Here is a 22622-nt window from a genome sequence, read left to right on the forward strand (position 1 = left end):
TGTTTTCTCATAACTAAAATCTCTAAACTAACTTGTTACCAATTGTAGTACGTTTCAAATCCATTTGTCAACTACTATCTACTTGGCTTTAGACGAAACTAAGCTTTAAGCTCTTCATTCAGCAGTTTAAGAATCACTTCATCTTCTACTTGTTGAACAAAAGGTTTGCCTATGCCTTCAAGCAGTACCATGTGAACATTGCTTGATTTAGACTTCTTGTCCGCTTTCATTCTTACGAGCAGTTTTTCAGCTGAAAGATGGTTTGGGACAGACGTCTTGTAGCCAAATTTTTCAAACCATTTCGCAATGTCGTCCACAGAGAACTGACTTTTTTCAAGAACATTGCTGACTTTCATAGCAAACAGCATACCAATCGCTACGCCTTCTCCGTGACTGATTTGTCCATAGCCGCACTCCGCTTCGATCGCATGCCCTAGCGTATGTCCAAAGTTCAGATGAGCGCGAACGCCAGCTTCTGTCTCATCTTCTTTTACAACAGATGCTTTGACTAAAATACCGTTTTGAATAGCATAAATTAATTTTTCATCTTGTAAATCAGTCAGCGATTGTATATTTTGCTGAAGCCATTTATAAAATGCTTCATCGTGAATAAAAGCGTGTTTAATCACTTCTGCAAAACCGGAACGCCATTCTCTTTCGGGAAGCGTTTTAAGAAGATCAATATCATAAACAACCGCTTCAGGCTGATAAAAAGCACCAATCATATTTTTTCCAAGCTCATGATTAATGGCTACTTTACCGCCTACAGCACTATCGTGAGCAAGAAGCGTCGTTGGCACTTGAATAAAAGAAATTCCTCTCATATAAGTAGCGGCTACAAATCCAGCTAAATCGCCTACTACTCCTCCGCCAAAAGCAATAACGAGCGCATTGCGGTCAAGCTGCTGTTCGAGCGCAAATGTCTGACAATCGTAGTAATGTTGAAATGACTTTGCATGTTCACCGCTTGGCACTACGTATTTAGCCACTTTAAATTTTGTCTCAATCGCTTTTACAGCCGCTTCTCCATAATATGAATCTACAGCTGAATCGGTGATGATTAACACGGACGACAGATTAGGTTTTACACTCTCGATAATAGAAGGCAGCTTTTCAATTAATCCATTTCCTAAATAAAGAGGGTATGTTTTGGATAAAGTTTGAATATCAATTTGCAACATTAAAACTCCCTCGCATGTGCACGCATTTTCTCAATATTTTCAGCAATTAAATCAATTCGGTCTTGTCCAAACTGTTCGATTAGCGCATCAGCCAATTCCCAAGCTACAACGGCTTCTGCTACAACGCTTGCCGCCGGCACAGCGCAGCTGTCTGAACGTTCGATGCTTGCCTCGAAGGCTTCTTTTGTTTCAATATCAACACTTTTTAACGGCTTGTAAAGCGTTGGAATAGGCTTCATTACTCCGCGTACTACAATTGGCATACCTGTTGTCATGCCGCCTTCAAAGCCGCCTAAGTTGTTTGTTTTACGGGTATACCCGTTCTTTTCATCCCATAGAATTTCGTCATGAACTTCGCTTCCTGGTCTGCGAGCCGCTTCAAATCCAATCCCAAACTCAACGCCTTTAAATGCATTAATGCTCATAACAGCTGCAGCAATCTTCGCATCTAATTTACGATCGTAATGAACATAGCTGCCTACTCCTGCTGGCACGCCTTCAATAATAACTTCTACTACGCCTCCGATAGAATCGCCATTTTTCTTAGCATCATCGATTGCTTGCATCATGTCCTTCTCAACAGCTGAGTCAAAACATCTTACTGGAGAAGCTTCAGTGACTTCTTGCAGTTCCTCTAAGCTTTTGTATTGAGGCGGATTTGCCTGTACGCCGCCAATTTCTAATACATGTCCAGCTACGGAAATCCCGAACTGAGCAAGGATTTGACGAGCGACAGCACCTGCTGCTACCCTTACAGTTGTTTCGCGAGCTGAAGAACGTTCTAATACATTTCTCATATCGCGATGACCATATTTAATAGCGCCGTTTAAATCGGCATGCCCTGGTCTTGGTCTTGAGATTTTGCGCTTTACTTCTTCTGATTCTTCTTCAGAAATTGGCTCGATGCCCATAATTTTTGTCCAGTGTTTCCAGTCGTTATTTTCTACCGCTAACGTAATAGGAGATCCTAGCGTATAGCCGTGGCGGACACCGCTTAAAATTTCCGCTTGATCTTTTTCAATTTGCATACGTCTTCCGCGACCATGACCTTTTTGTCTTCGCGCTAAATCTGTATTGATGTCTTCGGCTGTTAAAGGAAGCCCTGCCGGAACACCCTCTAAAATAGTAGTCAATTGTGGACCATGTGATTCTCCTGCTGTTAAATATCGCATAATCGTACCTCCGCTTAATATGTATTATTCGTCAGAATTTTTCCATTTTTAAATATGACTATACCATACTATAACATAAGAATGTACAAAAAGTTTCACCTCAGCTTTTAAGAAACCGCTTCAGGTTGTCTCGATTAAATGGTCTTTACTTTTCTGTAAAAAAACGTATCAGCCGTTTCAAATCCATACTTTTGGGGAGTAAAAACCTGTTCTGTGCTACCTACAAATAAGATGCCGCCAGGTGCTAAAGCTCTGCTAAATTTTTCATATAAAGCATGCTTTGCTTCATCTGTAAAATAAATAAGCACATTTCGACAAACAATCAAGTCAACGTTTTTTGGAAAAGAGTCTGACAGTAAGTTATGTTTCTGAAAAACAACTGTTTTTTTGATTTTTTCATCTAATAAGTAGCCGGTTCCTCTTTGTTGAAAGTACTTATTTTTCATCGAAACAGGCATCTCCTGAAGTGAACGTTCATCATAAAAGCCTATTTTTGCTTTTTCTATCACTTTTTCATCCAAATCAGTCGCTAATATAGAAATACGCGAAAGAGGAAAAAATGTTGATAAAACCATCGCTAGTGTATATGGCTCTTCCCCTGTTGAACAGGCAGCGCTCCACACTTTCAGGTCTGTTTTTCCTTTTACAAGAGCCGGTAAAATTTTTTGCTCCAATATATCCCACCGCTGATAGTTACGATAAAACTCTGACACGTTAATCGTCATCCGATCTAAAAACTCCTCAAGCAGTTCGCTGTTACTGCTCATTGCTCGATAATATTCAAAAAAACTAGAAAAACCTTTTTTTTCATACAGGGAGGTGAGGCGGCGTTTCATTTGAGACTGCTTATATAGTGATAAATCAATGCCTGTTTTTATTTTTATTTTCTCCACAAACGCGTCGTATTCATCTATCATTTTTAACTCTCCTTTCTCATTTCTATACGTTTATGTTAGACGTATAAGGAAATAAAACCTTTATATACGCTTAGCTTCTTATTAATATATCGGAATACATTGTGAAAATGTTTATGTAGAGTGATATTCGCAATCAATAGCCTAGAACCTATGTATAAACACAATAAAAAAGACGAATGAAAATTCATTCGTCTCCTTGCGCTATCTAAATTAGTAAATCCAAGCGTCTGCGTCTTTTTTATAGAAAGTCAGCTCTTCACTTTCAAAGAATAAGCTGATTTCACGCTCCGCACTTTCTGGTGAATCTGAGCCGTGAATAATATTCTTATCGACAATCAGTCCATAATCACCTCGAATAGTTCCAGGAAGCGCTTCTTGAGGGTTAGTTTTCCCCACCATTTGACGTGATACTGAAATCACGTTTTCACCTTCCCATACCATAGCAAAAACTGGACCTGATGTGATAAATTTCACTAACTCACCGAAGAAAGGTTTCTCTTTATGTTCACCGTAGTGTGTTTCAGCTAATTCCTGCGAAATATGCATAAGCTTAGCTCCAACTAGTTGAAAACCTTTTTTCTCAAAGCGAGAAATAACCTCACCAATAATGCTTCTTTGTACCCCGTCTGGTTTGACCATTAAAAACGTTTTTTGTATCATTTTACTCTCCACCCCTGAAGTTCATGATATGTAAACAAGTTTTGAAAGCGCAATCACACCTCATGAAGATATTAACATTGTTTCGAGCAGTTTACAACTTATGAAAGTAAATAAATCAAAATTTCCGTTTTCCAATGTACTTCGCAATTTGATGCAGCGTTTTTTTCGCCTTGTTTGGCGGCAGCTCTTCTAAAATGCTCATCGCTTTTTGCAGATAACGATCGCTCATCTCAAATGAACGTTCAATGGCGTTAGAAGATTTAATATCAGAAATAATTTCATTGATCAGCTCTTGCTCATATTCCCTCTCGAAAAGCTGTTCTACTTTATCTCGAAACTCAGCATTTTCAATGGCATACAAAACTGGCAGCGTAATATTTCCTTGCAGTAAGTCGCTGCCAACTGGTTTCCCAAGCTGTTCTTCTGATGAGATAAAATCTAAAATGTCATCGGTAATTTGAAATGACATTCCCACGTAATATCCAAACCAAAATAAACGTTTATGTATATCTTCAGGAGCTCCCGCTGCAATTGCGCCTAACTGACAGCTTGCAGCAATTAGCAGTGCCGTTTTACGTTTAATTCTACGCAGATACACGCGTAAGTTTTGGTTTAGGTTGTATTTGTCCTTAATCTGTTCAATTTCACCGAGCGTTAATTCCACCATCGTATTAGATAAAATTTTATGTGCTTCCACATCTTTAACCTCACTCATAACTTCAAGCGCACGAGCAAAGATGTAATCCCCTGTATACATAGCAATACGATTGTCCCATTTTGCCTTAATTGTTGGTTTTCCGCGTCGCTTATCAGCGTCATCAATAACATCATCATGAACAAGAGACGCCATGTGAATCAGCTCAAGCGCTACTGCCACGTGTTTGATTTGGTCGATGTTGTAATGCCCAAATTTAGCTGCCAACAAAACAAATACAGGGCGAATTCGTTTCCCCCCTGCTTGTAAAAGGTGAAGAGAAGCATCTGTGATAAGTGTTTCATCGGTATGAACAGTTTGTTCAAGTTCTTTCTCAATAAGGGTAATATCCGTATTCAAAAAAGCGTACATCATTTTTAGTTTCATTGGACTCACCTTGCATTATATATTCATTCTTTACTCCTTATCCTACAGGCTGTTGCACCTGTAGGACAAGCTTTTTCTCTTTTATCGTTTGTACCCTAGATGCATCGCTGCTACTCCACCTGTATAAGATTTCACTTCAACATCTGTCAAACCGGCTTCACGGAACATATCAGCCAATTGCTTTTGACCTGGAAAGTCCCTTGCTGACTCTTGAAGCCATGAATATTCATCATAGCTTTTAGCGACCATCTTTCCAAGCGCAGGCATAATATACTTAAAGTAAAGCAAGTACATTTGTCGGTAGCCGATCATCGTGGGCTGAGACGTTTCAAGGCAAACCACTTTTCCGCCAGGTTTCACGACGCGCTGCATTTCCTTTAACACTTGAAGGTAATCGGGCACGTTGCGCAGTCCGAATCCAATCGTTACATAGTCAAATGAATTATCTTCAAAAGGAAGTTCCATTGCATTGCCATGTAGTAAGGTAATATTTGAAAAAGGTGAGTTTTTTACTTTCTCTTCACCAATCTTTAGCATATTTTGACTAAAATCCAGGCCAACTGCCTCTCCTGTTTCTCCAACTGCTTCAGCCATAGCTAGCGTCCAATCCGCAGTTCCGCAACAAACATCTAAAGCTTTTGTTCCTTTTTGAACATTCATTCGCTTCATCGTATCTTTGCGCCATGCCTTATGACGCTGAAAACTAATAACAGAATTCATTTGATCATAATTTTTGTATATTTTTTCAAATACGCCATGGACACGCTGTTCTTTTGATTGCTGCATATCTCTATCCTTCTCCTACGACATTTTTCAGCACTTCTAAGCTAGATGTAAGTTCATCTAAGTGCTCTCTTAAAAACTCATTCATCACAAATTCACTTCGTAAGTATCCTCTAACAATGTTTACAGACTGTTGAGTATACGAATAAAGGTATTCTTTTATTTGTTCTTGATTCATACCAATTTGTTTGCAATAGTTTAGCAAGAGAGTAGGCTCTTTATGCTGTAATGACTTTAATTGCTTTAATATCCCGTTCAAATACGCTGCATGTTTTAAAAGTTCTTTCCACTCTTCACGTTCAAAATAGTCACATAAGCATCTTACAAACGATGATTCTGCTGCTAAAAAACTATTCATAACGTCGTGTGGATTAGTAGAGCGATTGTTATAAATGTGTATCTTAGCGATATTAATTTCTTTAATAGCAGATGCTATAACTTTCATTAAATTCAGCTGGTTGCTTTGAGCTAAATAGTAATAGTACAGGCCGCTGTAATAATCTCCGGCCAAAACTACCAGCTGCCGCTCATGCAGCTTTCCTTCATTTCCGCTAACATTTTGAGTGGAGACTAGATCGTGGGTATCAAGTGCGGTTTGAACGAGCATCACAGATAGCACAGAGCTGTTCTTTTTTTCTTCTTCCATTGAGAGAGTATCTAAGAACGAACACATGTACAGTAATCTATTTTCATCAATATGCGGATGATGAATATATTTTTTTACATATGGATGACTTAATTCAACATGAAGCTGTTCTTTCATGTTGGCCACAATATCATAGATGGTTTTTACGCTCATCATCCTTGTCTCCCTTTCCATCACTATTTGTTTAAAGTTCTTTTAACTCCAAATCGATAGTGTCAATTATAACATAATTACATTATAAAATATCCTTTAAATTCTTTTGAAGCTTTTTCACGGTTTAAATCATTTAGCTGCTCACCCGCTTGAACACCGTTCATCTACATACCATCTGGATTTCTTAGACAGTAATTTAAGATATTGCTTTTAGTTTCACCATGTTTTTCCTGTTCTTATTCATTTATTTTAAATATAAATAAAAGCAGGAAAATCCCTGCTTATTTTTTCGTATCGGATTCAATTTCTCCGTGAACAGTCTGAATGACGGCTTTGCCACGAATTTTAATTGCGGATGTATGCTCAGTAAACTGCGCAATCATTACTTCGCCTTTATCTAGTTTTTCTGAATGATGAAATCGCGTATCTGCTCCTCGCGTTAAGCCAATTACGTTAACTCCATCTTCGACCGCTTTAATGACAATATACTCCGGCGTTCCTTTTTGTGTCATATTCTCTTCTCCTTCATCATCCACATTATGATTTAATCAGTGATAAAACTTCAGCTCTAGAACTTGCATCGTGTTCTAATACTCCGCGTACAGCAGAAGTGATTGTCATAGCTCCAGGCTTTTTAATGCCTCGCATGGTCATACACATGTGCTCTGCTTCCACTACTACCATTACCCCGTGCGGCTCTAATGTTTCTACAATAGAATCCGCCACTGTAGATGTAATTCTCTCCTGAAGCTGAGGACGTTTTGCAACAGCTTCTACTGCTCTTGCCAGCTTACTTAAACCGGTCACTCGTCCGCCTTTTGGAATATACGCAACATGAGCTTTTCCATAAAAAGGAACTAAGTGGTGTTCACACATAGAGTAAAAAGGAATATCTTTTACAAGCACTAGCTCTTCATGATCTTCTCCAAAAACTGTTTTAAAATGTTCTTTTGGATCTTCATTCAACCCGGAAAAGACTTCCTCATACATTTTAGCTACTCGCTTTGGTGTATCTAATAATCCTTCACGGTTTGGATCTTCGCCAATTGCTTCTAAAATTAGTCTCACGGCTTGTTCGATCTGTGGTTTATTTACAGATGACATGTTGTTGCCCTCCAATTCGTTGCATTACGACTTTATGAAAAAAATTCTAGCATATGTATATACCAAAGGCAAAAAAGAAAGGTCGCAAATGTGCGACCTTTCAAAGCTCTTCATCAACGGCTATGAATAAAGCCATTTTATGTAGATATTATTTTACAGCATCTTTAAGAGCTTTACCTGGTTTGAATGCAGGAACTTTGCTAGCAGGAATTTCGATTTCTTCGCCAGTTTGTGGATTGCGTCCTTTACGAGCAGCACGTTCACGTACTTCGAAGTTACCAAAACCGATAAGTTGAACTTTGTCCTCAGCTTTTAAAGCTTCTAAAATTGTATCGAAAACAGCATCAACTGCTTTTGTAGCATCCTTTTTTGAAAGCTCACTTGCTTCTGCAACAGCATTAATTAATTCTGTCTTGTTCATGCCATTCACCTCCTCCCAAAATCGGATCATATAATAACTAAAAACCTTGTTAGAAAAGGAATCTAGTAATTCGTTATATCTCATTCTTTAACAAAACAAATGGATATTATACATAACCTATGTATCGACAAGCCTAATCATAAACGATTGAACTAAATAATTCAATGTTTTTCATTCATCTGCCGTATGTATGTAGTGAAAACAGTATGATCGATCGATTTCTGTTAAAAGATTAACATATTGAACAAGGCATAGCAAGCAGAAAATAACGCAGGAATAGGATAACCACGCGATCTATCACAATATATGTAAAGTTTTGTATGATCTATCCAAAAAGAAGAGGCTCCTTTATGAGGAGCCTAACGTTACATGCTTATAGAATAATCGCGATTAAACCTCCGGATCCTTCGTTAATAATCCGTTCTAGCGTTTCTTTTAACTTATATCGTGCATTTTCAGGCATCAGCGACAGCTTTCCTTGAATCCCTTCTCTTACGATTGAACTTAGAGAGCGGCCAAATATATCTGAATTCCAAATTGAAAGCGGATCATCTTCAAAGTCTTGCATCAAATAACGAACTAATTCTTCGCTTTGCTTCTCCGTTCCGATAATCGGCGCAAATTCTGATTCTACATCCACTTTAATCATGTGTATTGAAGGCGCCACTGCTTTTAAACGAACTCCAAAACGCGATCCTTGGCGAATAATTTCAGGCTCATCAAGGCTCATATCCGAAAGCGAAGGTGCAGCTACACCATAACCCGTTTGTTTAACCATACGAAGGGCATCAGAGACTTGATCATACTCGGTTTTTGCATGCACAAAATCTTGCATTAACTGCAGCAAATGATCTCTTCCGCGAATTTCTACTCCCACGATTTCTTTCAAAATCTGGTCGTATAAGTCATCTGGAGCATATAAGTCAATTTCAGCAATTCCCTGCCCCATCTCAATTCCGGCTAATCGAGCCTGATCGATAAACTCAAACTGGCTAAATTGCTCTACTACCCGTTCAACGTCTCTCAGCCTCTTAATATCTTTTACCGTTTCTTTAACGGCTTCTTGATAGCTTTCACGCAGCCAATGTTTATCTTTTAAAACCATTACCCAGCTTGGTAGATTAACGTTGACTTCTAATACAGGGAACTCGTAGAGTGCTTCTCTTAATACGTTCATCACATCAGTATCGCGCATGCTTTCCACACTCATCGCTAATACTGGAATATCATATTTTTCATTAAGCTTTGCACGAAGCTTTTCTGTATCAGGATGATATGGCTGTACGGTATTAATAACCATGATAAATGGTTTGCCTACTTCTTTTAGTTCATTAATGACGCGCTCTTCTGCTTCCACGTAATCTTGACGAGGTATATCTCCAATTGAGCCATCTGTTGTAATGACGACACCAATCGTTGAGTGTTCTTGAATTACCTTTCTCGTTCCAATTTCAGCCGCTTCGTGAAATGGAATTGGTTCTTCATACCAAGGTGTATTGATCATTCGAGGTCCGTTTTCATCTTCGTACCCTTTAGCGCCTGGCACCGTATATCCTACACAATCTACTAACCGTATGTTAACTTCTAGCCCGTCATCTACCAAAACATTAACTGCTTGATTCGGTACGAATTTCGGCTCAGTTGTCATAATCGTTTTTCCAGCTGCACTTTGTGGTAGTTCATCTTGTGTGCGAGCTCTTTCTGCCTCGTTCTCGATGTGAGGCAGGACCACCAGCTCCATAAATTTTTTAATAAATGTAGATTTTCCTGTTCGAACTGCTCCCACCACACCTAAATATATATCGCCTCCTGTACGTTCAGCGATATCTTTAAATACATCCACCTTTTCCAAAAGATCCCCTCCGATCTATGAGTTCATGGAATATGACATCCATTGCGAGAGTAAATTAGGACACTATATAGTTATGACGTTGTCCTATTAAAATATGACTTTTGATAGAAAAATTTATGATTTTTTTCATGCACATGCTGACTTAGTCATTCTGATTATCATTATTGGTGTACAAGAAAGAGAAAACCCCTTCTCTCTGAATATTATTCAAGGAGAAGGGGTTCATGACTTATTTTTTTAAAAATATTGGTTCATTCTTATCGTTGACTGTATAAGGAAGAGAGTAAGCAGGTACAAAATCACTGTTTTCCACAAGGAGCTTTCGTATATCTTCACCAGGTTTGTAGGAGCTTTTATGCTTTTGAATGGCATCATACAAATCAGGACGATAATCTACAAATACATCTCCCTGTCCATTAACAATTAAAGAAAGACTATTCCCTGTATATGGGCTAGTAACGACAGGAGGCTCTTTCATATTCAATTTTTTATAATTAATAGAGAATACGCCGGGAGCGATGACCTCTTTAAACGGTACGTACCCTTTATGATTTTGACGGTATATATTCAAATGTACGTTAACATCTTGAATCGTATCCGCCATTCGTAAGTCTAATAATTTAACCGTGGGCTTTGTTTCTGCATCCACAAGTACGTACGCAAATATCCCTCCGCTTTCATACGAATTACCAGGTGCGTCTTGCATGTATCTAGGAACAATTTTCGTAAAGTCAATCGGATATTTTTGATAAATCGGCGTGTCCATATCTTTCGTTTTTATTGGCAATAAGCCTCCGCTTTCTTGTTTAAATTGATCAACCGCCGTTTGCACGGAAGCAACTTGATCTTTATAAGGAACTTGATTTTGAGACATTCTTTCTGCCGGGTACAAACAACCGGATAATACCAAAATGGTTAACCCAACAATAGACGTTAGCATGAATTTTTTCATTTTCCTCACCCTACCATATGTACATTAAGCATCTGTCGGCCCGCTGAATACAACAATTACCATAATAAGACCTGCTACAATCATAAGCGAATAGGCAATGAAAGCGAGTACAATTTTACCAATGCGGTTCGTAATTTTATAACGACTAAAGTAAATAGAAAATACCGAAATAAACATAAATACAATGGAGCCCAATGAAATCCACATCTTTAACAAACCTGGCGACAAACTGCATCCACTCCTTTTTTCACCGTTATTATAACATAAGGACTTATAGTTAAGATGGATATTGATAGAACTTTCTAAATTAACTATTTATTTACCTTCCAGTGATTCACGCTCTATAGTAATTACTTTCCTATTAAATTGACAAATTCCTGCTTATTCACATAAAAAAAATCGAAGCGAAGGGGGCTCTTCGCTTCGATCATAACTAAATATTCCCATACTAACAGTTCTACTCATCTTTATTTACACGTTATTTTATGCAAGTAAATGATTTTGGGTATCACTAATTGCCTATTTTTTCATATTTCTTTGCACTTAATTTAATTTTTCTCCTAAAACATTCGCTAAATCTTCCATTTCATGTGTTTTAGTACGAGACATAAGCGCGTCTACTGCATCCTTTGCCTTCACATCATTAAACAGTACATTATATAAAGCATCAGCAATCGGCATTTTTACGTCATATTTTTGAGATAGCTGGTAAGCTGCTTTCGTCGTGCGTACACCTTCTACAACCATTCCCATATTTTCTAATACTTCGTCTAAATTTTTGCCTTTTCCAAGAAGATTACCAGCGCGCCAATTTCGAGAATGAACGCTTGTACACGTTACAATCAAGTCTCCGATCCCGGTTAAACCTGAGAACGTCAGAGGATTGGCACCAAGCACAGTACCTAAACGAGCGATTTCAGCCAAGCCACGAGTCATAAGAGCGGCCTTCGCATTGTCACCATATCCAAGTCCATCCGTAATACCAGCAGCAAGAGCAATAATATTTTTTAACGCTCCCCCAATTTCCACACCAATCACATCAGGATTTGTATAAACACGGAAGTACTGCTGATTATTAAATAAATCCTGCACTTTTTCTGCTGCTTGTATATTTGTTGAAGCTGACGTCACAGTTGTGGGCTGCCTTCTACTTACTTCTTCAGCATGACTCGGACCTGATAAGACAACAATGTCTTTTGTATCAATTTCTTGTTGAATCATTTGAGATATACGTAAAAGAGAATCCGGTTCAATCCCTTTACTTACGTGAACAATTGTAAATAGTTCATCGGTAAGGGATTTTAGCTGCTGCAACACTTCACGAATGGCCTTCGTTGGAACAGCTAAAATAAGGGTTTCAACACCTTCTATTGCCTTTTCTAATGACGTAAAACCTTTAATCTGATGAGGAAGCTCTACACCAGGCAAATATTTTTCATTCTTATGCGTCTCGTTGATTTGATCAATGACTTGTTGTCTATGTCCCCAAATGCGAACATCGTGTCCATTTTCCGCCAATACGAAAGCTAATGCAGTTCCCCAGCTTCCTGCTCCTAGTACAGCTATTCTTTCCACGCCGATCACATCCTCTGTTATTTTCTTGGTCTTGCAATAATTTTAATTGGAGTTCCTTCAAATCCAAAAGCTTCACGAAGCTTATTTTCTAAGAAACGTTTATATGAAAAATGCATTAGCTCAGGATCATTTACAAACACAACAAAAGTTGGCGGCTTGATTGCTACTTGAGTTGTGTAATAGATTTTCAAGCGGTTGCCGTTGTGAGTAGGCGTAGGGTTCATTGCTACTGCATCCATAATCACATCATTTAAAATGCTTGTTTCTACACGCACCGCATGGCTTTCGCTTGCAAGATCAATCATTGGCAATAGCGTATGCGTACGTTTTTTCGTTTTGGCTGAAAGGAATACAATTGGAGCATATGTTAAGAACTGAAAATGCTCACGTATATTCTCTTCAAATTTTTTCATTGTTTTTTCATCTTTTTCTACTGTATCCCATTTGTTCACAACGATGACAACAGCTTTTCCAGCTTCTTGTGCATAGCCAGCAATTTTCTTATCTTGTTCAATAATACCCTCTTCAGCATTTAATACAACTAAGACAACATCTGAGCGTTCAATTGCCTTTAATGCGCGCAGTACGCTGTATTTTTCAGTACTCTCGTACACTTTTCCACGCTTTCTCATTCCAGCTGTATCAATAACAACATATTCTTGATCTTCTTTTGTAAACTTTGTATCAATGGCATCGCGTGTCGTGCCGGCAAGATCACTGACAATAACACGGTCTTCACCTAGAAGAGCATTAACTAATGAAGATTTCCCTACGTTAGGACGACCAATCAATGAAAATTTAATGACGTCTTCTCCATAATCTTCGTCTTTTTCTTTTGGAAAGTGCTTAGCTGCCTCGTCTAGCAGGTCACCTAAACCTAAACCATGCGTTCCTGAGATTGGGAACGGTTCTCCATATCCTAGTGCGTAGAAATCATAGATTAATTCTCTCATTTCAGGATTATCTACTTTATTAACAGCTAGGACAACGGGCTTTTTCGATTTGTATAAAATTTTCGCCACTTCTTCATCAGCTGCAGTAATTCCATCGCGTCCATTCACTAGAAAAATGATTACGTCCGCTTCATCAATTGCAATTTCTGCCTGCTGTTTGATCTGTTCTAAAAATGGCTCATCTCCAATATCAATACCGCCGGTATCAATAATGTTAAAGTCCACATTCAGCCACTCACCTGAACTATAGATACGATCACGAGTTACACCCGGAATATCTTCTACAATAGATACTCGCTCTCCTACAATTCGGTTGAAAATTGTTGATTTTCCTACGTTGGGACGACCAACAATCGCAATAATTGGTTTTGGCATACGATTCTTCCCTTTCCTTGATCTTTTTTATGTATCGGCAACCAGTCTTTAATCGACTAAAGGTATTTATCTACATGTACAAATAAATAAGATCATTCTTTTTTCAAAAATTGAGGCCATGCAGCGTGGCATGACCTCTACTAATCGATCATAAGCGATAAAGCAGGCTTTTTATCAGCTCTATTTTACACCAGGCTGATTAACTGCCTATCCGCTGAATAAGCATTACTCTTTCAATCAAACAATTTTATCAAAAATCACCGGTAACAACAATATAATTTTACGAAATCTCTTCTTCTATTTGTAAGTACTTTGCTTTTGCCTGTGAGACTTCAGCACGTACAAATCTAAATAAGCAGAGAAATAAACCAGCATCTCCCAAATAAACATAGCTCCTACTGCTGTTGCTAAAACGTCGAGTGTCCGAAGAGACCCTACTTCATAAGATGCAATATCTCGAATGACAACTGCGTATAAAAAATCTCCTCCAACTACACCTAAAATGATCGCTGCGAATCTTTTTTCAGCATCTTTAATCACCATAAAGCAAATATATAAGATAAGTCCAGTCAAAATCCACTTACGATCAATAAAAATCCATACAGGATCATAGAGCTCAAGTAAACAAAAACCAGCATAGGCAATTATTATAATGCCGCATACAATAACATAATATAACTGCTGAAACCTGCTGTAGCCTGAAGCATAAACACACGCTACCCCCACTAAAAACAAAGCGGTGTAGCTAAATGAAAACTGAGCCATATGCATGTTCATTCCGCTTAGGAGTATACTGATTAATATAATGGCTGCTACCTTCCAACGTCTAGGTGTTTTGGGCATAAGAAAAGTCGCAACAATCCATCCCATCCACGAAAGCCAATAAAAGAAAATTCCGTCCACTGAATATGGCACCTCCTCTACCTGTCATCAGTATGTATCAATTTAGTAAAACTTAATCGGAGTTTTAGAATAGAACCCCTTATTTTGGACAACCTATCAGAAAAAAGGAGGGAATCTAAAATGGGAAAAGATCGTCAAGAGAAAAAATTAAAAGAATCAAAACGAGTTGAATCTGACCGTGATCAAGGACTTCACTATCCGGGAGCAACTAGCTTGCAAAGTCCTGAAGAAGCACGCGAGTTAAATGAGCATAAATAAAAAAATGCGCTGACTAAGTCAGCGCATTTTTTTATTTTAAAACTGGATGTGAAACAGGATAGGAACGTTCTTTCTTTCCTGTAAACAAAAAGAGAACTCCTCCCACTAACAATAGTGCTCCTGACAAATAAAACCCGAATTCCATACTTCCAAGTTTATCTGCAAAATATCCGGTAATGTAAGGTGCAAAGATCGATGACAGCATGCCGCTGAAGTTGAAAAAACCGTACACTTTAGAGTACATGGACGATGGAGTAATATCCGCCATATACGAAATCAAAATCGGATCTAATGCTAATTTACCTATCAAACCGTACACAATTAAGCCGATTAATAGCCAAGAATAACCCTCTGTATAGGGAATAAAAAATTGACACAAAGCGCCCGCTACTGACAAACTCACAATTAATGCTTTTTTATTTGCAATTCGATCAGATATATACCCAAAGAAGATTGCTCCTGGAATAGACGCCCAAGGTACTAAAGATGCTATGATGCCTGTTTGAGACCCTTCTAAGCCTCGCGAGTGCTGCAAATAATAAGGAAGCCAAGTCAGCATCCCAAAAAATCCGTAAAGAGAGCAGAAGATTAAAATGTATACGAAAATATGATTTTTTGTAAATAATACTTTTAGCGACTGCTTTGTTTCTTTATTTAGCGAATTTTTTTCTTGATCCCTTTGCTTATCTTTTACAAAGAAAGCTATTAAAATAGCTATTACTATAGTTGGAATAGCAAATAAGTAAAAAGTAAACTGCCAGTCTTTTTCTAACGTATATGTAATGTATGTAGAACCGATAAAACCAAGTGATATACCAAAAGCCATTCCACTATTAATGAGCGCCGACACTAAACCTCGGTATCGTTCAGATGTGATGCTTGAAGAAACTCCGTATTGTGAACCATAATACGTTCCTTCTCCAAGTCCTGTCAGCGCCCGCATAAGTAAGAACATACCGAAAGTAGTTGTAAGTCCTGTAAAAAATGTGGCAACTCCAAACAAGATGTATCCAGCTACTAAGATCTTAACTCGACCAAATCGATCTGCCAAAAAACCCGTTGGAATTTGCATAGCTGCATACGCTGCAAAAAATACGGTAGACATTAGCCCAAGTTCAGCTTTATTAAGATCCCACTGCGCACCGATATCTCCCATAACCGGAGATAAAATATTACGATCTGCATACATGAAAACCCAGCCTAAAAAGAAAAGAAAAATTGTAAATACAGGATGTCCCTTTTTCATTACGCCACCTCTTTTTTCTGATTTTTCTGTCTATTTTACTTATTATAAGGGGCTAACGTTTGGGATTTCATGCTTTTTGTCACTTCTTCTGCCAACATTTTTTGTTTTTTTAAATGAAAACGCGATCATTCATCTTTTAAAGAAATAAAAAAGCACGCAGTCAACTGCATGCTTTTTTATGATCTGTTATTAAATGTTTCTATAGATACATTTCGCTGAGTCAGCCAGCTATGGGTATCCCCTGTAATAACTAGAGGCATTTGCTGAAGCTTAGCAATAGAAGTTGCTCCTAGCGCAGCCATGATGAACGTTAACTCCTCATGCATCTCGGCTATCTCTTCCACAACTGCTTCTAAACCAGACTTCATTAAAATGGATAAAAAATATCCTGCCATTCCCGTTGCAGAAGCTCCTAACGCAATAGACTTAGCAATATCCATAGAGGTTTGAATACCTCCCGAACCAATAATGGATATACCTTCTACGTGCTGAGATACTTCTGCTAAAGAAGCTGCTGTAGAAATTCCCCAATCATTAAAGAAGTGAAAATGTTTTGCTCGTCTTTCATTTTCGATTTTCGAAAAATTGGTACCACCGTACCCACCAATATCAACGATTTCAACACCAACATCTTTAAGTTTTTGCACTGCTTGAGCGCTCATCCCAAAACCTACTTCTTTGACAATTACAGGAACGGTTACTTCTCGGACAATGCGTTCAATACGACGTAATGCATCGGTGAAATCACGATCTCCCTCCGGCATGACCAGTTCTTGTATAACATTTAAATGAATTTGAAGTCCATTTGCTTCAAGCATATCAACTGCTTTTTTAGCTTGTTCAACTGTAGCTTCACTGCCTAGGTTGGCAAAAATAATTCCGTTAGGGTTTTCTTGACGCACTACTCTGTATGATTGTTCTTCCATTTCATCTTTAATCGCAGCCATCTGCGATCCAACGGCCATTGCTAATTGACCATGATGAGCAATTTGAGCAAACGAACGGTTAATCCGTTCCGTTTCTTGTCCGCCACCGCCCGTCATAGCATTTATAAAAATTGGCGAACTTAACAAAAGTTCGCCAATTTTTGTATCAATATGAACATCGTGCACGCCAGTATTTGGCAAGCTATTATGAACGAAGCGAATATCATCTAGCCCGTGCAGCCGATGCTGTCCCGTTTGAATCGCATGATGAATGTGATCAATTTTACGTTTTGCTCTGCTCACAAATCATCACCATTACTTATCTTAATTTTTTTAATTGATCCCCAATCATATCACCTAATTGGAAACCTTTTGACTCTTCTTGTAATTCATAGTCACCGTAATCTTCTTGTTCTTCTTCCTCAAGATCACGAATGCTTAACGAAACGCGTCGTTCTTGTTCATTCACATCAAGTACTTTCACCGTCACTTTTTCGCCTTCAGAAAGCACTTCATGCGGTGTCCCGATATGCTTATGGGAAATTTGAGAAATGTGTACAAGTCCTTCTACTCCAGGTAGAACTTCCACAAAAGCTCCAAAAGATACAAGTCTTTTAACGGTTCCATCTACTACATCACCTTGGCGAAGCTTCGTAGAAATGTTGGACCATGGACCTTCTAACGTATCTTTAATAGATAATGAAACACGCCCCGTTGATTTGTCAACAGACAATACTTTGACTTTCACAGCATCTCCCTCAGCTACTACGTCTGAAGGTTTTTCTACACGCGTATGTGAAAGCTGAGAAATGTGCACTAACCCATCTACTCCGCCTACATCTACAAACGCTCCAAAGTCTGTTAAGCGCTGAACGGTTCCTTCTAAAACCTGACCTTCTTTTAATGACTCAAGAACATTTTCTTTTTGTTGTACAAGCTCTTCTTCTACAACTGCACGATGCGAAAGGATCACGCGATTTTTTTCTTTATCTAATTCCACTACTTTGACCGTAAGAGTTTGATCTTGATACTCTGCAAAATCATCAACGAAATGAGTTTCAACAAGAGAAGCTGGAATGAACCCTCTCACACCAATATCTACTACTAATCCGCCTTTGACAATTTCTTTGACTACCGCTTCAAACACTTCACCTGAAGAAAGTTTTGCTTCTAAACCATCCCATGCTTTTTCAGCATCTACAGCCCGTTTAGATAGCACAAGCAAATCGTCTTCCACTTTAATTACTTTCGCTTCGACTTCGGCACCTTCTTGGATTACATCGCCTGCTTTTTCAATATGTAAGCTCGCTAATTCACTAATTGGAATAATACCGTCTAGTTTGCTGTTAGGTACATCTACATACACTTGCTTTTCTTCTACTTTTGTAATAGTACCTTTTACTGTTTCTCCTACTTCTAATGACGTTACCTCTACTTGATTCATATCTTCTGTCATCGTCTTTTCCTCCTCCAATATCCATCTACAATATGTATTCCCTTGTAAGAGTTCTTCACTCTTTTAGCTCATCATTATTGTATATAGCTCTGTATAGAAAAAACTCTCTTTGTTACTAACTTCTAATAAATAGAATCTTTTGTCAAGTCATAAGGTTACAAACTATTGATATTTTTCAATTAATTCACCAATGCTTTTCATAATAACTTCGGTCACTTCGTCGGCTGGTGCTTTTCGTTCGCGAAGCTCATCCATCTGAATTGGCGGTCCGTACACTACTTTTAACCTTGCAAAACGCTTATATGGACCAATAACAGCACAAGGCACAACAGCTGCTTTTGAACGCAAAGCAAAAAAGCCTACTCCAGCCATCCCTTTTCCTAATTTCCCATCTTTACTTCTTGTTCCTTCGGGAAACAATCCAAGCACTTTTCCTTCTTTTAAAATCTTTAACCCCTGGCGCAAAGCTTCACGATCTGCCATCCCGCGCTTTACAGGGAATGTTTCTAACTTTGGCAGAACCGTCTTCAGAAAAGGTGCTTTAAACAGCTCTGCTTTTGCCATAAACGAAATAGGCCTTGGACATGTCACACCTACAGTAGGCGGATCTAAGTTGTCAATATGATTTGAACAAAGCAAAACTCCGCCTTCTGAAGGGATATTTTCTGCACCGATTACTTCATAACGATAAACTGGTGTTAAAATGCCTTTTACAATGGCACGTGCAAACATATAAAAGCTCAAAATCATCCAATCCTTTCTTTTGTAATAGAAAGTATTTTTTCTACAACTCCTTCAATCGATAAAGAAGTTGTATCGATTTCAATTGCATCTTCAGCTTTTTTAAGAGGTGCTACTTCGCGCTCAGAATCCAGCTTGTCTCTGCGGGCAATTTCTTCTTTTAAACGCTCTAAATTTGATTCAAAACCTTTTTTTATGTTTTCGTCATGGCGTCGCTGTGCTCTTTCATCCACAGACGCTAATAAAAAGATTTTAACTTCTGCGTGAGGAAGCACGTGTGTACCGATATCACGTCCGTCCATTACAACGCCTCCATCTTTAGCAAGGCCCTGCTGTCTCGCTACCATCTCTTCACGAACTGCACGATGTTTCGCTACGATGGATACAGAGTTAGTTACTTCTGCTGAACGAATTTCACCTGTAACATTCTGCCCATTTAAGATGACTACCTGTCCCGATTCAGACGGCTTTAAATCGATGACTGTTTCGTTAAGTAAATGCAATAGCTCTTCTTCATTTTGCAAATCTACCTGGTTTTTCTGTGCTTGATACGTTAGAGCACGATACATCGCTCCTGTATCAACATAAATATATGATAAGGTTTCTGCTATAATCTTTGCCACTGTACTTTTCCCAGCAGCTGCAGGACCGTCAATCGCGATTGAAATTTGTTTTTCCATAAGTGCCTCCCTTAATTTCAAAACAGGAACAAACCACTTTCATCTTTTATACAATGAGCCATTTTATATGAAGCGTTTATAAACGAAAAAAAGAGCAGGGGGTCTTCTCCTGCCTGGTGTTCACTGCATGTTTCTTTCCTAGTTATTCTACCATACGTCCGACTACTGGTCGAATGTTTCAATAATTTTATTAAAATTATTTTTGCTAACTCCCTCATACTGAATAACCTTTGAGAAATATGTACTGTGACTGCTAGATAGTAAAATACATTGGGCAATTATTAAAAACACAAATTGAATAACCACTAATTTAATTAAAATTCGTTCTATTCGATTCACCTTTTTTCTCCTTTTGTAAGAAGTAATACCTTTGCTTACAGTTTAGGAAAGAGAAGTTTTTTTTATACGCTAAAGAAGACCTTTTCTTCTTAGGTCGAGCTGACGCTTTAAGGTATAACGAATCATCATTTCTTTCGTTTGTTTTTCCATGTCCATAAATTTAATAGATAGCTGACCTACTTTACAAGAAGTCGGGGCGGTAATTCGTACAACTTCCCCTTTTAATTCAAGATGCTGCAAAGCTCCCTCACGATTAGGAAGACTTAATCGTACAACAACCGAATCTTTCTCATTAAAAAGCAGCGAGTGATGGAAGGAGCCGGCTATTCCACCTGCACTGATGTTTTTAGTCATGATTTCCATTACATCCTGCTGTTCTTGTTCACTTTCTATCACCGCCTTCACTGTAAGAGGCACACGAAAAAAATTTCTTCTTTGGATAGATTTTAACTTTTTATCGCCCGGGTAAAAGAGCTTCACAACAGGCATGCCTTTTATTTCACGCCCTGTTACTTCAGTTGGAAAGGTATATACATTTTGATCATATCCAATAAACGTAGCAAGCAATTTTGTACCTTTTAGTAAAAAAGCACTTCGCTGCGTTTCTTCATTTAGCGGATAGCTAATATAAATCACGTCTTCCGTAAACTCAACTACTTTACATCGATATGTTTGTTGTAATGTAGACTCTCTATGCCCGCTCTCTAACGTCAACCTCATTCCCGCTTTTATCATCTTCTCTCTCCTTTAGTTCCACTATATACACTTTTTCCCTTTATTTAAACATAGTCAAATATGTTTATTTTGTAAATATAAATTAGTCATTTAGACTCAATAAAATATTAAAAAACACAAAAACCGGTGTCTATAGACACCGGTTTTTATCAACTTTACACTTCATTATATAAAGGTTCTGAGTTTTGCAGTTTTTCGACTTTTTCTTCAAAACCCGTATCGGCATTGATAAAGATTCGATACGTATCATTTTTTATTGTCCCTAAAAACTCATAGCATAGCACTTCTTCGTTTAAATCATTCGTAATAATTGCTACACGGTCTTCCATCACTTTTACATTCGAGTTCAGCTTGGTTTTTGCCTGTTCTTTGGAAATTTTAGGTTTAGGAATATCTCTTGTACGATGTTTTAATAAGAAGTCTTTAGCTGAGAAACCAATCACAGATCCATCTTCTAAAGACATTTTCATTTTAACTGAATCCGGATAAATCCGAACTCCACTTTCCGTTTGCTCTACGAATGTAAAGACTCCCATATTATCATATTGAGCGCTTTCAGCCATTACTAGGCTTTCAAAACGATGATCTTTTAAAAACTTAGTCGCTTTGTTCATAGCATCGTTTAAACTAATATTTTGTTTTTTAATATCTCGATCTTCGAGCACCCAAAGCGGATATCCACCTTTTTGTGTAATATCCATATACGTCTCTTGTTTAGTCTTTGGATCTGTAATGGTTAAGCTGTACACTTCATAATCAGCGTCTTTTCCGCTCTTTACAATATGAATTTGTTCATTTCCTTTTAAATTCAAAAACGAACGCGCCACTTGTTTTGCCACATCTTCACTAACTTCTCTACCTTTTAATTGGTGAAAAGCGTTTTTTTCCTGCTCATTCGTTGCATTCATAACGCCTAAATCTGTTTCGGCAAAAGAATCCATACTTTTTTCAACGGTTTTTAATCCGTCAATAATTGTATTGTCCCCTTGCTTTTCTTTTGTCGCTAAGGCTAACTCAACATCCATCCAGCGCAAGTTATTATCAATGACCAGATGCTGTACTTGGCGCATTTCATTTTGAATTTCGCCTGACTGATCATAAAGCGCATTTAACGTTTTATACTCTTTATCTGTTAAGGGTGATTTGCTTAAATCCCTTACCGCCACTTTGTACGTAAAGTCACCAACATCTGAAAGAAACTCTTCTGTTTTATTGAAAGGTAACAGCGATAAAGGCAGCTGTCCTACATCGTTATGAGCTTCAGAAGTTAAACGCCATACTTCTGCAAGCGCGGGTGAAAGCTGATCTCTCGAACTCATGGCGAGCGTGCCACCGATTTTATCATTTAATAAATCTATCCGATATGACAAATCATGAAATGCTCGTTGATACGTATTCTCCGCTTGAAGCAGTACAGCATCTTTTTCTTGATGTTCGCTGTACCCCCAATACCCTACACCTACAACACCAATAGCTAATAATACAATTAAAATTGTTCGAATCATGTTTCCTT

25 protein-coding genes are annotated in these 22622 nt (G+C 38.2%); 1 reads left to right on the forward strand and 24 read right to left on the reverse strand.

The annotated features are described in order from the left end of the window. Nucleotides 1-98: 98 nt before the first annotated feature. The 16 genes from aroB to ACFX4W_RS10205 all read right to left on the reverse strand — a co-directional run bounded on the left by aroB (nucleotide 99) and on the right by ACFX4W_RS10205 (nucleotide 14728). Nucleotides 99-1181 carry a 3-dehydroquinate synthase gene (gene aroB, locus ACFX4W_RS10130; protein WP_043976386.1) on the reverse strand — a complete coding sequence of 361 codons (1083 nt, stop codon included), beginning with the start codon at nucleotides 1179-1181 and terminating at the stop codon, nucleotides 99-101. After that, entirely contained in the window at nucleotides 1181-2353 is a 1173-nt protein-coding gene (gene aroC, locus ACFX4W_RS10135; RefSeq protein WP_013059008.1) for a chorismate synthase, read from the reverse strand. The genes aroB and aroC overlap by 1 nt, the downstream gene beginning before the upstream one ends. A gap of 134 nt (nucleotides 2354-2487) precedes the next feature. Continuing rightward, nucleotides 2488-3270 (reverse strand): CheR family methyltransferase, encoded by a 783-nt coding sequence (locus ACFX4W_RS10140; protein WP_043976384.1) that lies wholly within the window; start codon nucleotides 3268-3270, stop codon nucleotides 2488-2490. Nucleotides 3271-3480: 210 nt separating this feature from the next. Then, entirely contained in the window at nucleotides 3481-3930 is a 450-nt protein-coding gene (gene ndk / locus ACFX4W_RS10145) for a nucleoside-diphosphate kinase (protein ID WP_013059010.1), read from the reverse strand. 115 nt (nucleotides 3931-4045) lie between these two features. Continuing rightward, nucleotides 4046-5011 (reverse strand): heptaprenyl diphosphate synthase component II, encoded by a 966-nt coding sequence (gene hepT / locus ACFX4W_RS10150; protein WP_013084891.1) that lies wholly within the window; start codon nucleotides 5009-5011, stop codon nucleotides 4046-4048. Nucleotides 5012-5092: 81 nt separating this feature from the next. Beyond that, nucleotides 5093-5797 (reverse strand): demethylmenaquinone methyltransferase, encoded by a 705-nt coding sequence (locus ACFX4W_RS10155; RefSeq protein ID WP_013059012.1) that lies wholly within the window; start codon nucleotides 5795-5797, stop codon nucleotides 5093-5095. A gap of 4 nt (nucleotides 5798-5801) precedes the next feature. Continuing rightward, entirely contained in the window at nucleotides 5802-6593 is a 792-nt protein-coding gene (locus ACFX4W_RS10160; protein ID WP_377559367.1) for a heptaprenyl diphosphate synthase component 1, read from the reverse strand. A gap of 281 nt (nucleotides 6594-6874) precedes the next feature. Next, nucleotides 6875-7105 (reverse strand): trp RNA-binding attenuation protein MtrB, encoded by a 231-nt coding sequence (mtrB, locus tag ACFX4W_RS10165; RefSeq protein WP_013059014.1) that lies wholly within the window; start codon nucleotides 7103-7105, stop codon nucleotides 6875-6877. A gap of 25 nt (nucleotides 7106-7130) precedes the next feature. After that, nucleotides 7131-7697: a GTP cyclohydrolase I FolE gene (folE, locus tag ACFX4W_RS10170; RefSeq protein ID WP_013059015.1), complete on the reverse strand. Its 567-nt coding sequence runs from the start codon at nucleotides 7695-7697 to the stop codon at nucleotides 7131-7133. A gap of 148 nt (nucleotides 7698-7845) precedes the next feature. Then, nucleotides 7846-8118: an HU family DNA-binding protein gene (locus ACFX4W_RS10175; RefSeq protein WP_013059016.1), complete on the reverse strand. Its 273-nt coding sequence runs from the start codon at nucleotides 8116-8118 to the stop codon at nucleotides 7846-7848. A gap of 373 nt (nucleotides 8119-8491) precedes the next feature. Further along, nucleotides 8492-9970, reverse strand: coding sequence for a stage IV sporulation protein A (spoIVA, locus tag ACFX4W_RS10180; protein WP_013059017.1), 1479 nt, complete (start codon nucleotides 9968-9970; stop codon nucleotides 8492-8494). 229 nt (nucleotides 9971-10199) lie between these two features. Beyond that, nucleotides 10200-10922, reverse strand: coding sequence for a hypothetical protein (locus ACFX4W_RS10185; RefSeq protein WP_043976379.1), 723 nt, complete (start codon nucleotides 10920-10922; stop codon nucleotides 10200-10202). 24 nt (nucleotides 10923-10946) lie between these two features. Next, entirely contained in the window at nucleotides 10947-11150 is a 204-nt protein-coding gene (locus tag ACFX4W_RS10190) for a DUF2768 domain-containing protein (protein WP_013059020.1), read from the reverse strand. A 315-nt stretch (nucleotides 11151-11465) separates the two neighbouring features. Then, complete coding sequence (locus ACFX4W_RS10195) at nucleotides 11466-12497, reverse strand: NAD(P)H-dependent glycerol-3-phosphate dehydrogenase (protein ID WP_013084894.1); 1032 nt, start codon at nucleotides 12495-12497, stop codon at nucleotides 11466-11468. 17 nt (nucleotides 12498-12514) lie between these two features. Continuing rightward, a complete protein-coding gene (gene der, locus ACFX4W_RS10200; protein WP_013059022.1) occupies nucleotides 12515-13825 on the reverse strand; it encodes a ribosome biogenesis GTPase Der in 1311 nt (436 codons plus the stop codon). A gap of 297 nt (nucleotides 13826-14122) precedes the next feature. Continuing rightward, nucleotides 14123-14728, reverse strand: coding sequence for a YphA family membrane protein (locus ACFX4W_RS10205; protein WP_043976376.1), 606 nt, complete (start codon nucleotides 14726-14728; stop codon nucleotides 14123-14125). Nucleotides 14729-14848: 120 nt separating this feature from the next. Between ACFX4W_RS10205 and ACFX4W_RS10210 the strand changes: the two genes are divergently transcribed. Beyond that, the gene (locus tag ACFX4W_RS10210) at nucleotides 14849-14986 is read left to right on the forward strand and encodes a YpzI family protein (protein ID WP_013059024.1); all 138 of its coding nucleotides are present in this window, start codon (nucleotides 14849-14851) and stop codon (nucleotides 14984-14986) included. A gap of 31 nt (nucleotides 14987-15017) precedes the next feature. Here the strand turns inward: ACFX4W_RS10210 and ACFX4W_RS10215 are convergent, their stop codons facing one another. The 8 genes from ACFX4W_RS10215 to ypeB all read right to left on the reverse strand — a co-directional run bounded on the left by ACFX4W_RS10215 (nucleotide 15018) and on the right by ypeB (nucleotide 22614). Beyond that, nucleotides 15018-16232, reverse strand: a complete 1215-nt coding sequence (locus ACFX4W_RS10215; RefSeq protein ID WP_043976374.1) for an MFS transporter — start codon at nucleotides 16230-16232, stop codon at nucleotides 15018-15020. Between the two features lie 176 nt (nucleotides 16233-16408). Then, nucleotides 16409-17461 carry a type 2 isopentenyl-diphosphate Delta-isomerase gene (gene fni, locus ACFX4W_RS10220; protein WP_043976373.1) on the reverse strand — a complete coding sequence of 351 codons (1053 nt, stop codon included), beginning with the start codon at nucleotides 17459-17461 and terminating at the stop codon, nucleotides 16409-16411. A 16-nt stretch (nucleotides 17462-17477) separates the two neighbouring features. After that, on the reverse strand, nucleotides 17478-18614 hold the full coding sequence (rpsA, locus tag ACFX4W_RS10225) for a 30S ribosomal protein S1 (RefSeq protein ID WP_013059027.1): 1137 nt from the start codon (nucleotides 18612-18614) through the stop codon (nucleotides 17478-17480). A 162-nt stretch (nucleotides 18615-18776) separates the two neighbouring features. Then, on the reverse strand, nucleotides 18777-19364 hold the full coding sequence (locus tag ACFX4W_RS10230) for a lysophospholipid acyltransferase family protein (RefSeq protein WP_043976371.1): 588 nt from the start codon (nucleotides 19362-19364) through the stop codon (nucleotides 18777-18779). Continuing rightward, a complete protein-coding gene (gene cmk, locus ACFX4W_RS10235) occupies nucleotides 19361-20035 on the reverse strand; it encodes a (d)CMP kinase (RefSeq protein ID WP_043976370.1) in 675 nt (224 codons plus the stop codon). The genes ACFX4W_RS10230 and cmk overlap by 4 nt, the downstream gene beginning before the upstream one ends. 162 nt (nucleotides 20036-20197) lie before the next feature. Further along, nucleotides 20198-20374 carry a YpfB family protein gene (locus ACFX4W_RS10240; protein WP_013059030.1) on the reverse strand — a complete coding sequence of 59 codons (177 nt, stop codon included), beginning with the start codon at nucleotides 20372-20374 and terminating at the stop codon, nucleotides 20198-20200. A gap of 69 nt (nucleotides 20375-20443) precedes the next feature. Next, nucleotides 20444-21109: a flagellar brake protein gene (locus ACFX4W_RS10245; RefSeq protein ID WP_034649061.1), complete on the reverse strand. Its 666-nt coding sequence runs from the start codon at nucleotides 21107-21109 to the stop codon at nucleotides 20444-20446. Between the two features lie 155 nt (nucleotides 21110-21264). Further along, on the reverse strand, nucleotides 21265-22614 hold the full coding sequence (ypeB, locus tag ACFX4W_RS10250) for a germination protein YpeB (RefSeq protein ID WP_043976368.1): 1350 nt from the start codon (nucleotides 22612-22614) through the stop codon (nucleotides 21265-21267). Nucleotides 22615-22622: the final 8 nt, after the last annotated feature.

The organism is Priestia sp. YIM B13489 (assembly GCF_042787645.1).
GTDB classification, from domain to species: Bacteria; Bacillota; Bacilli; order Bacillales; family Bacillaceae_H; genus Priestia; species Priestia megaterium.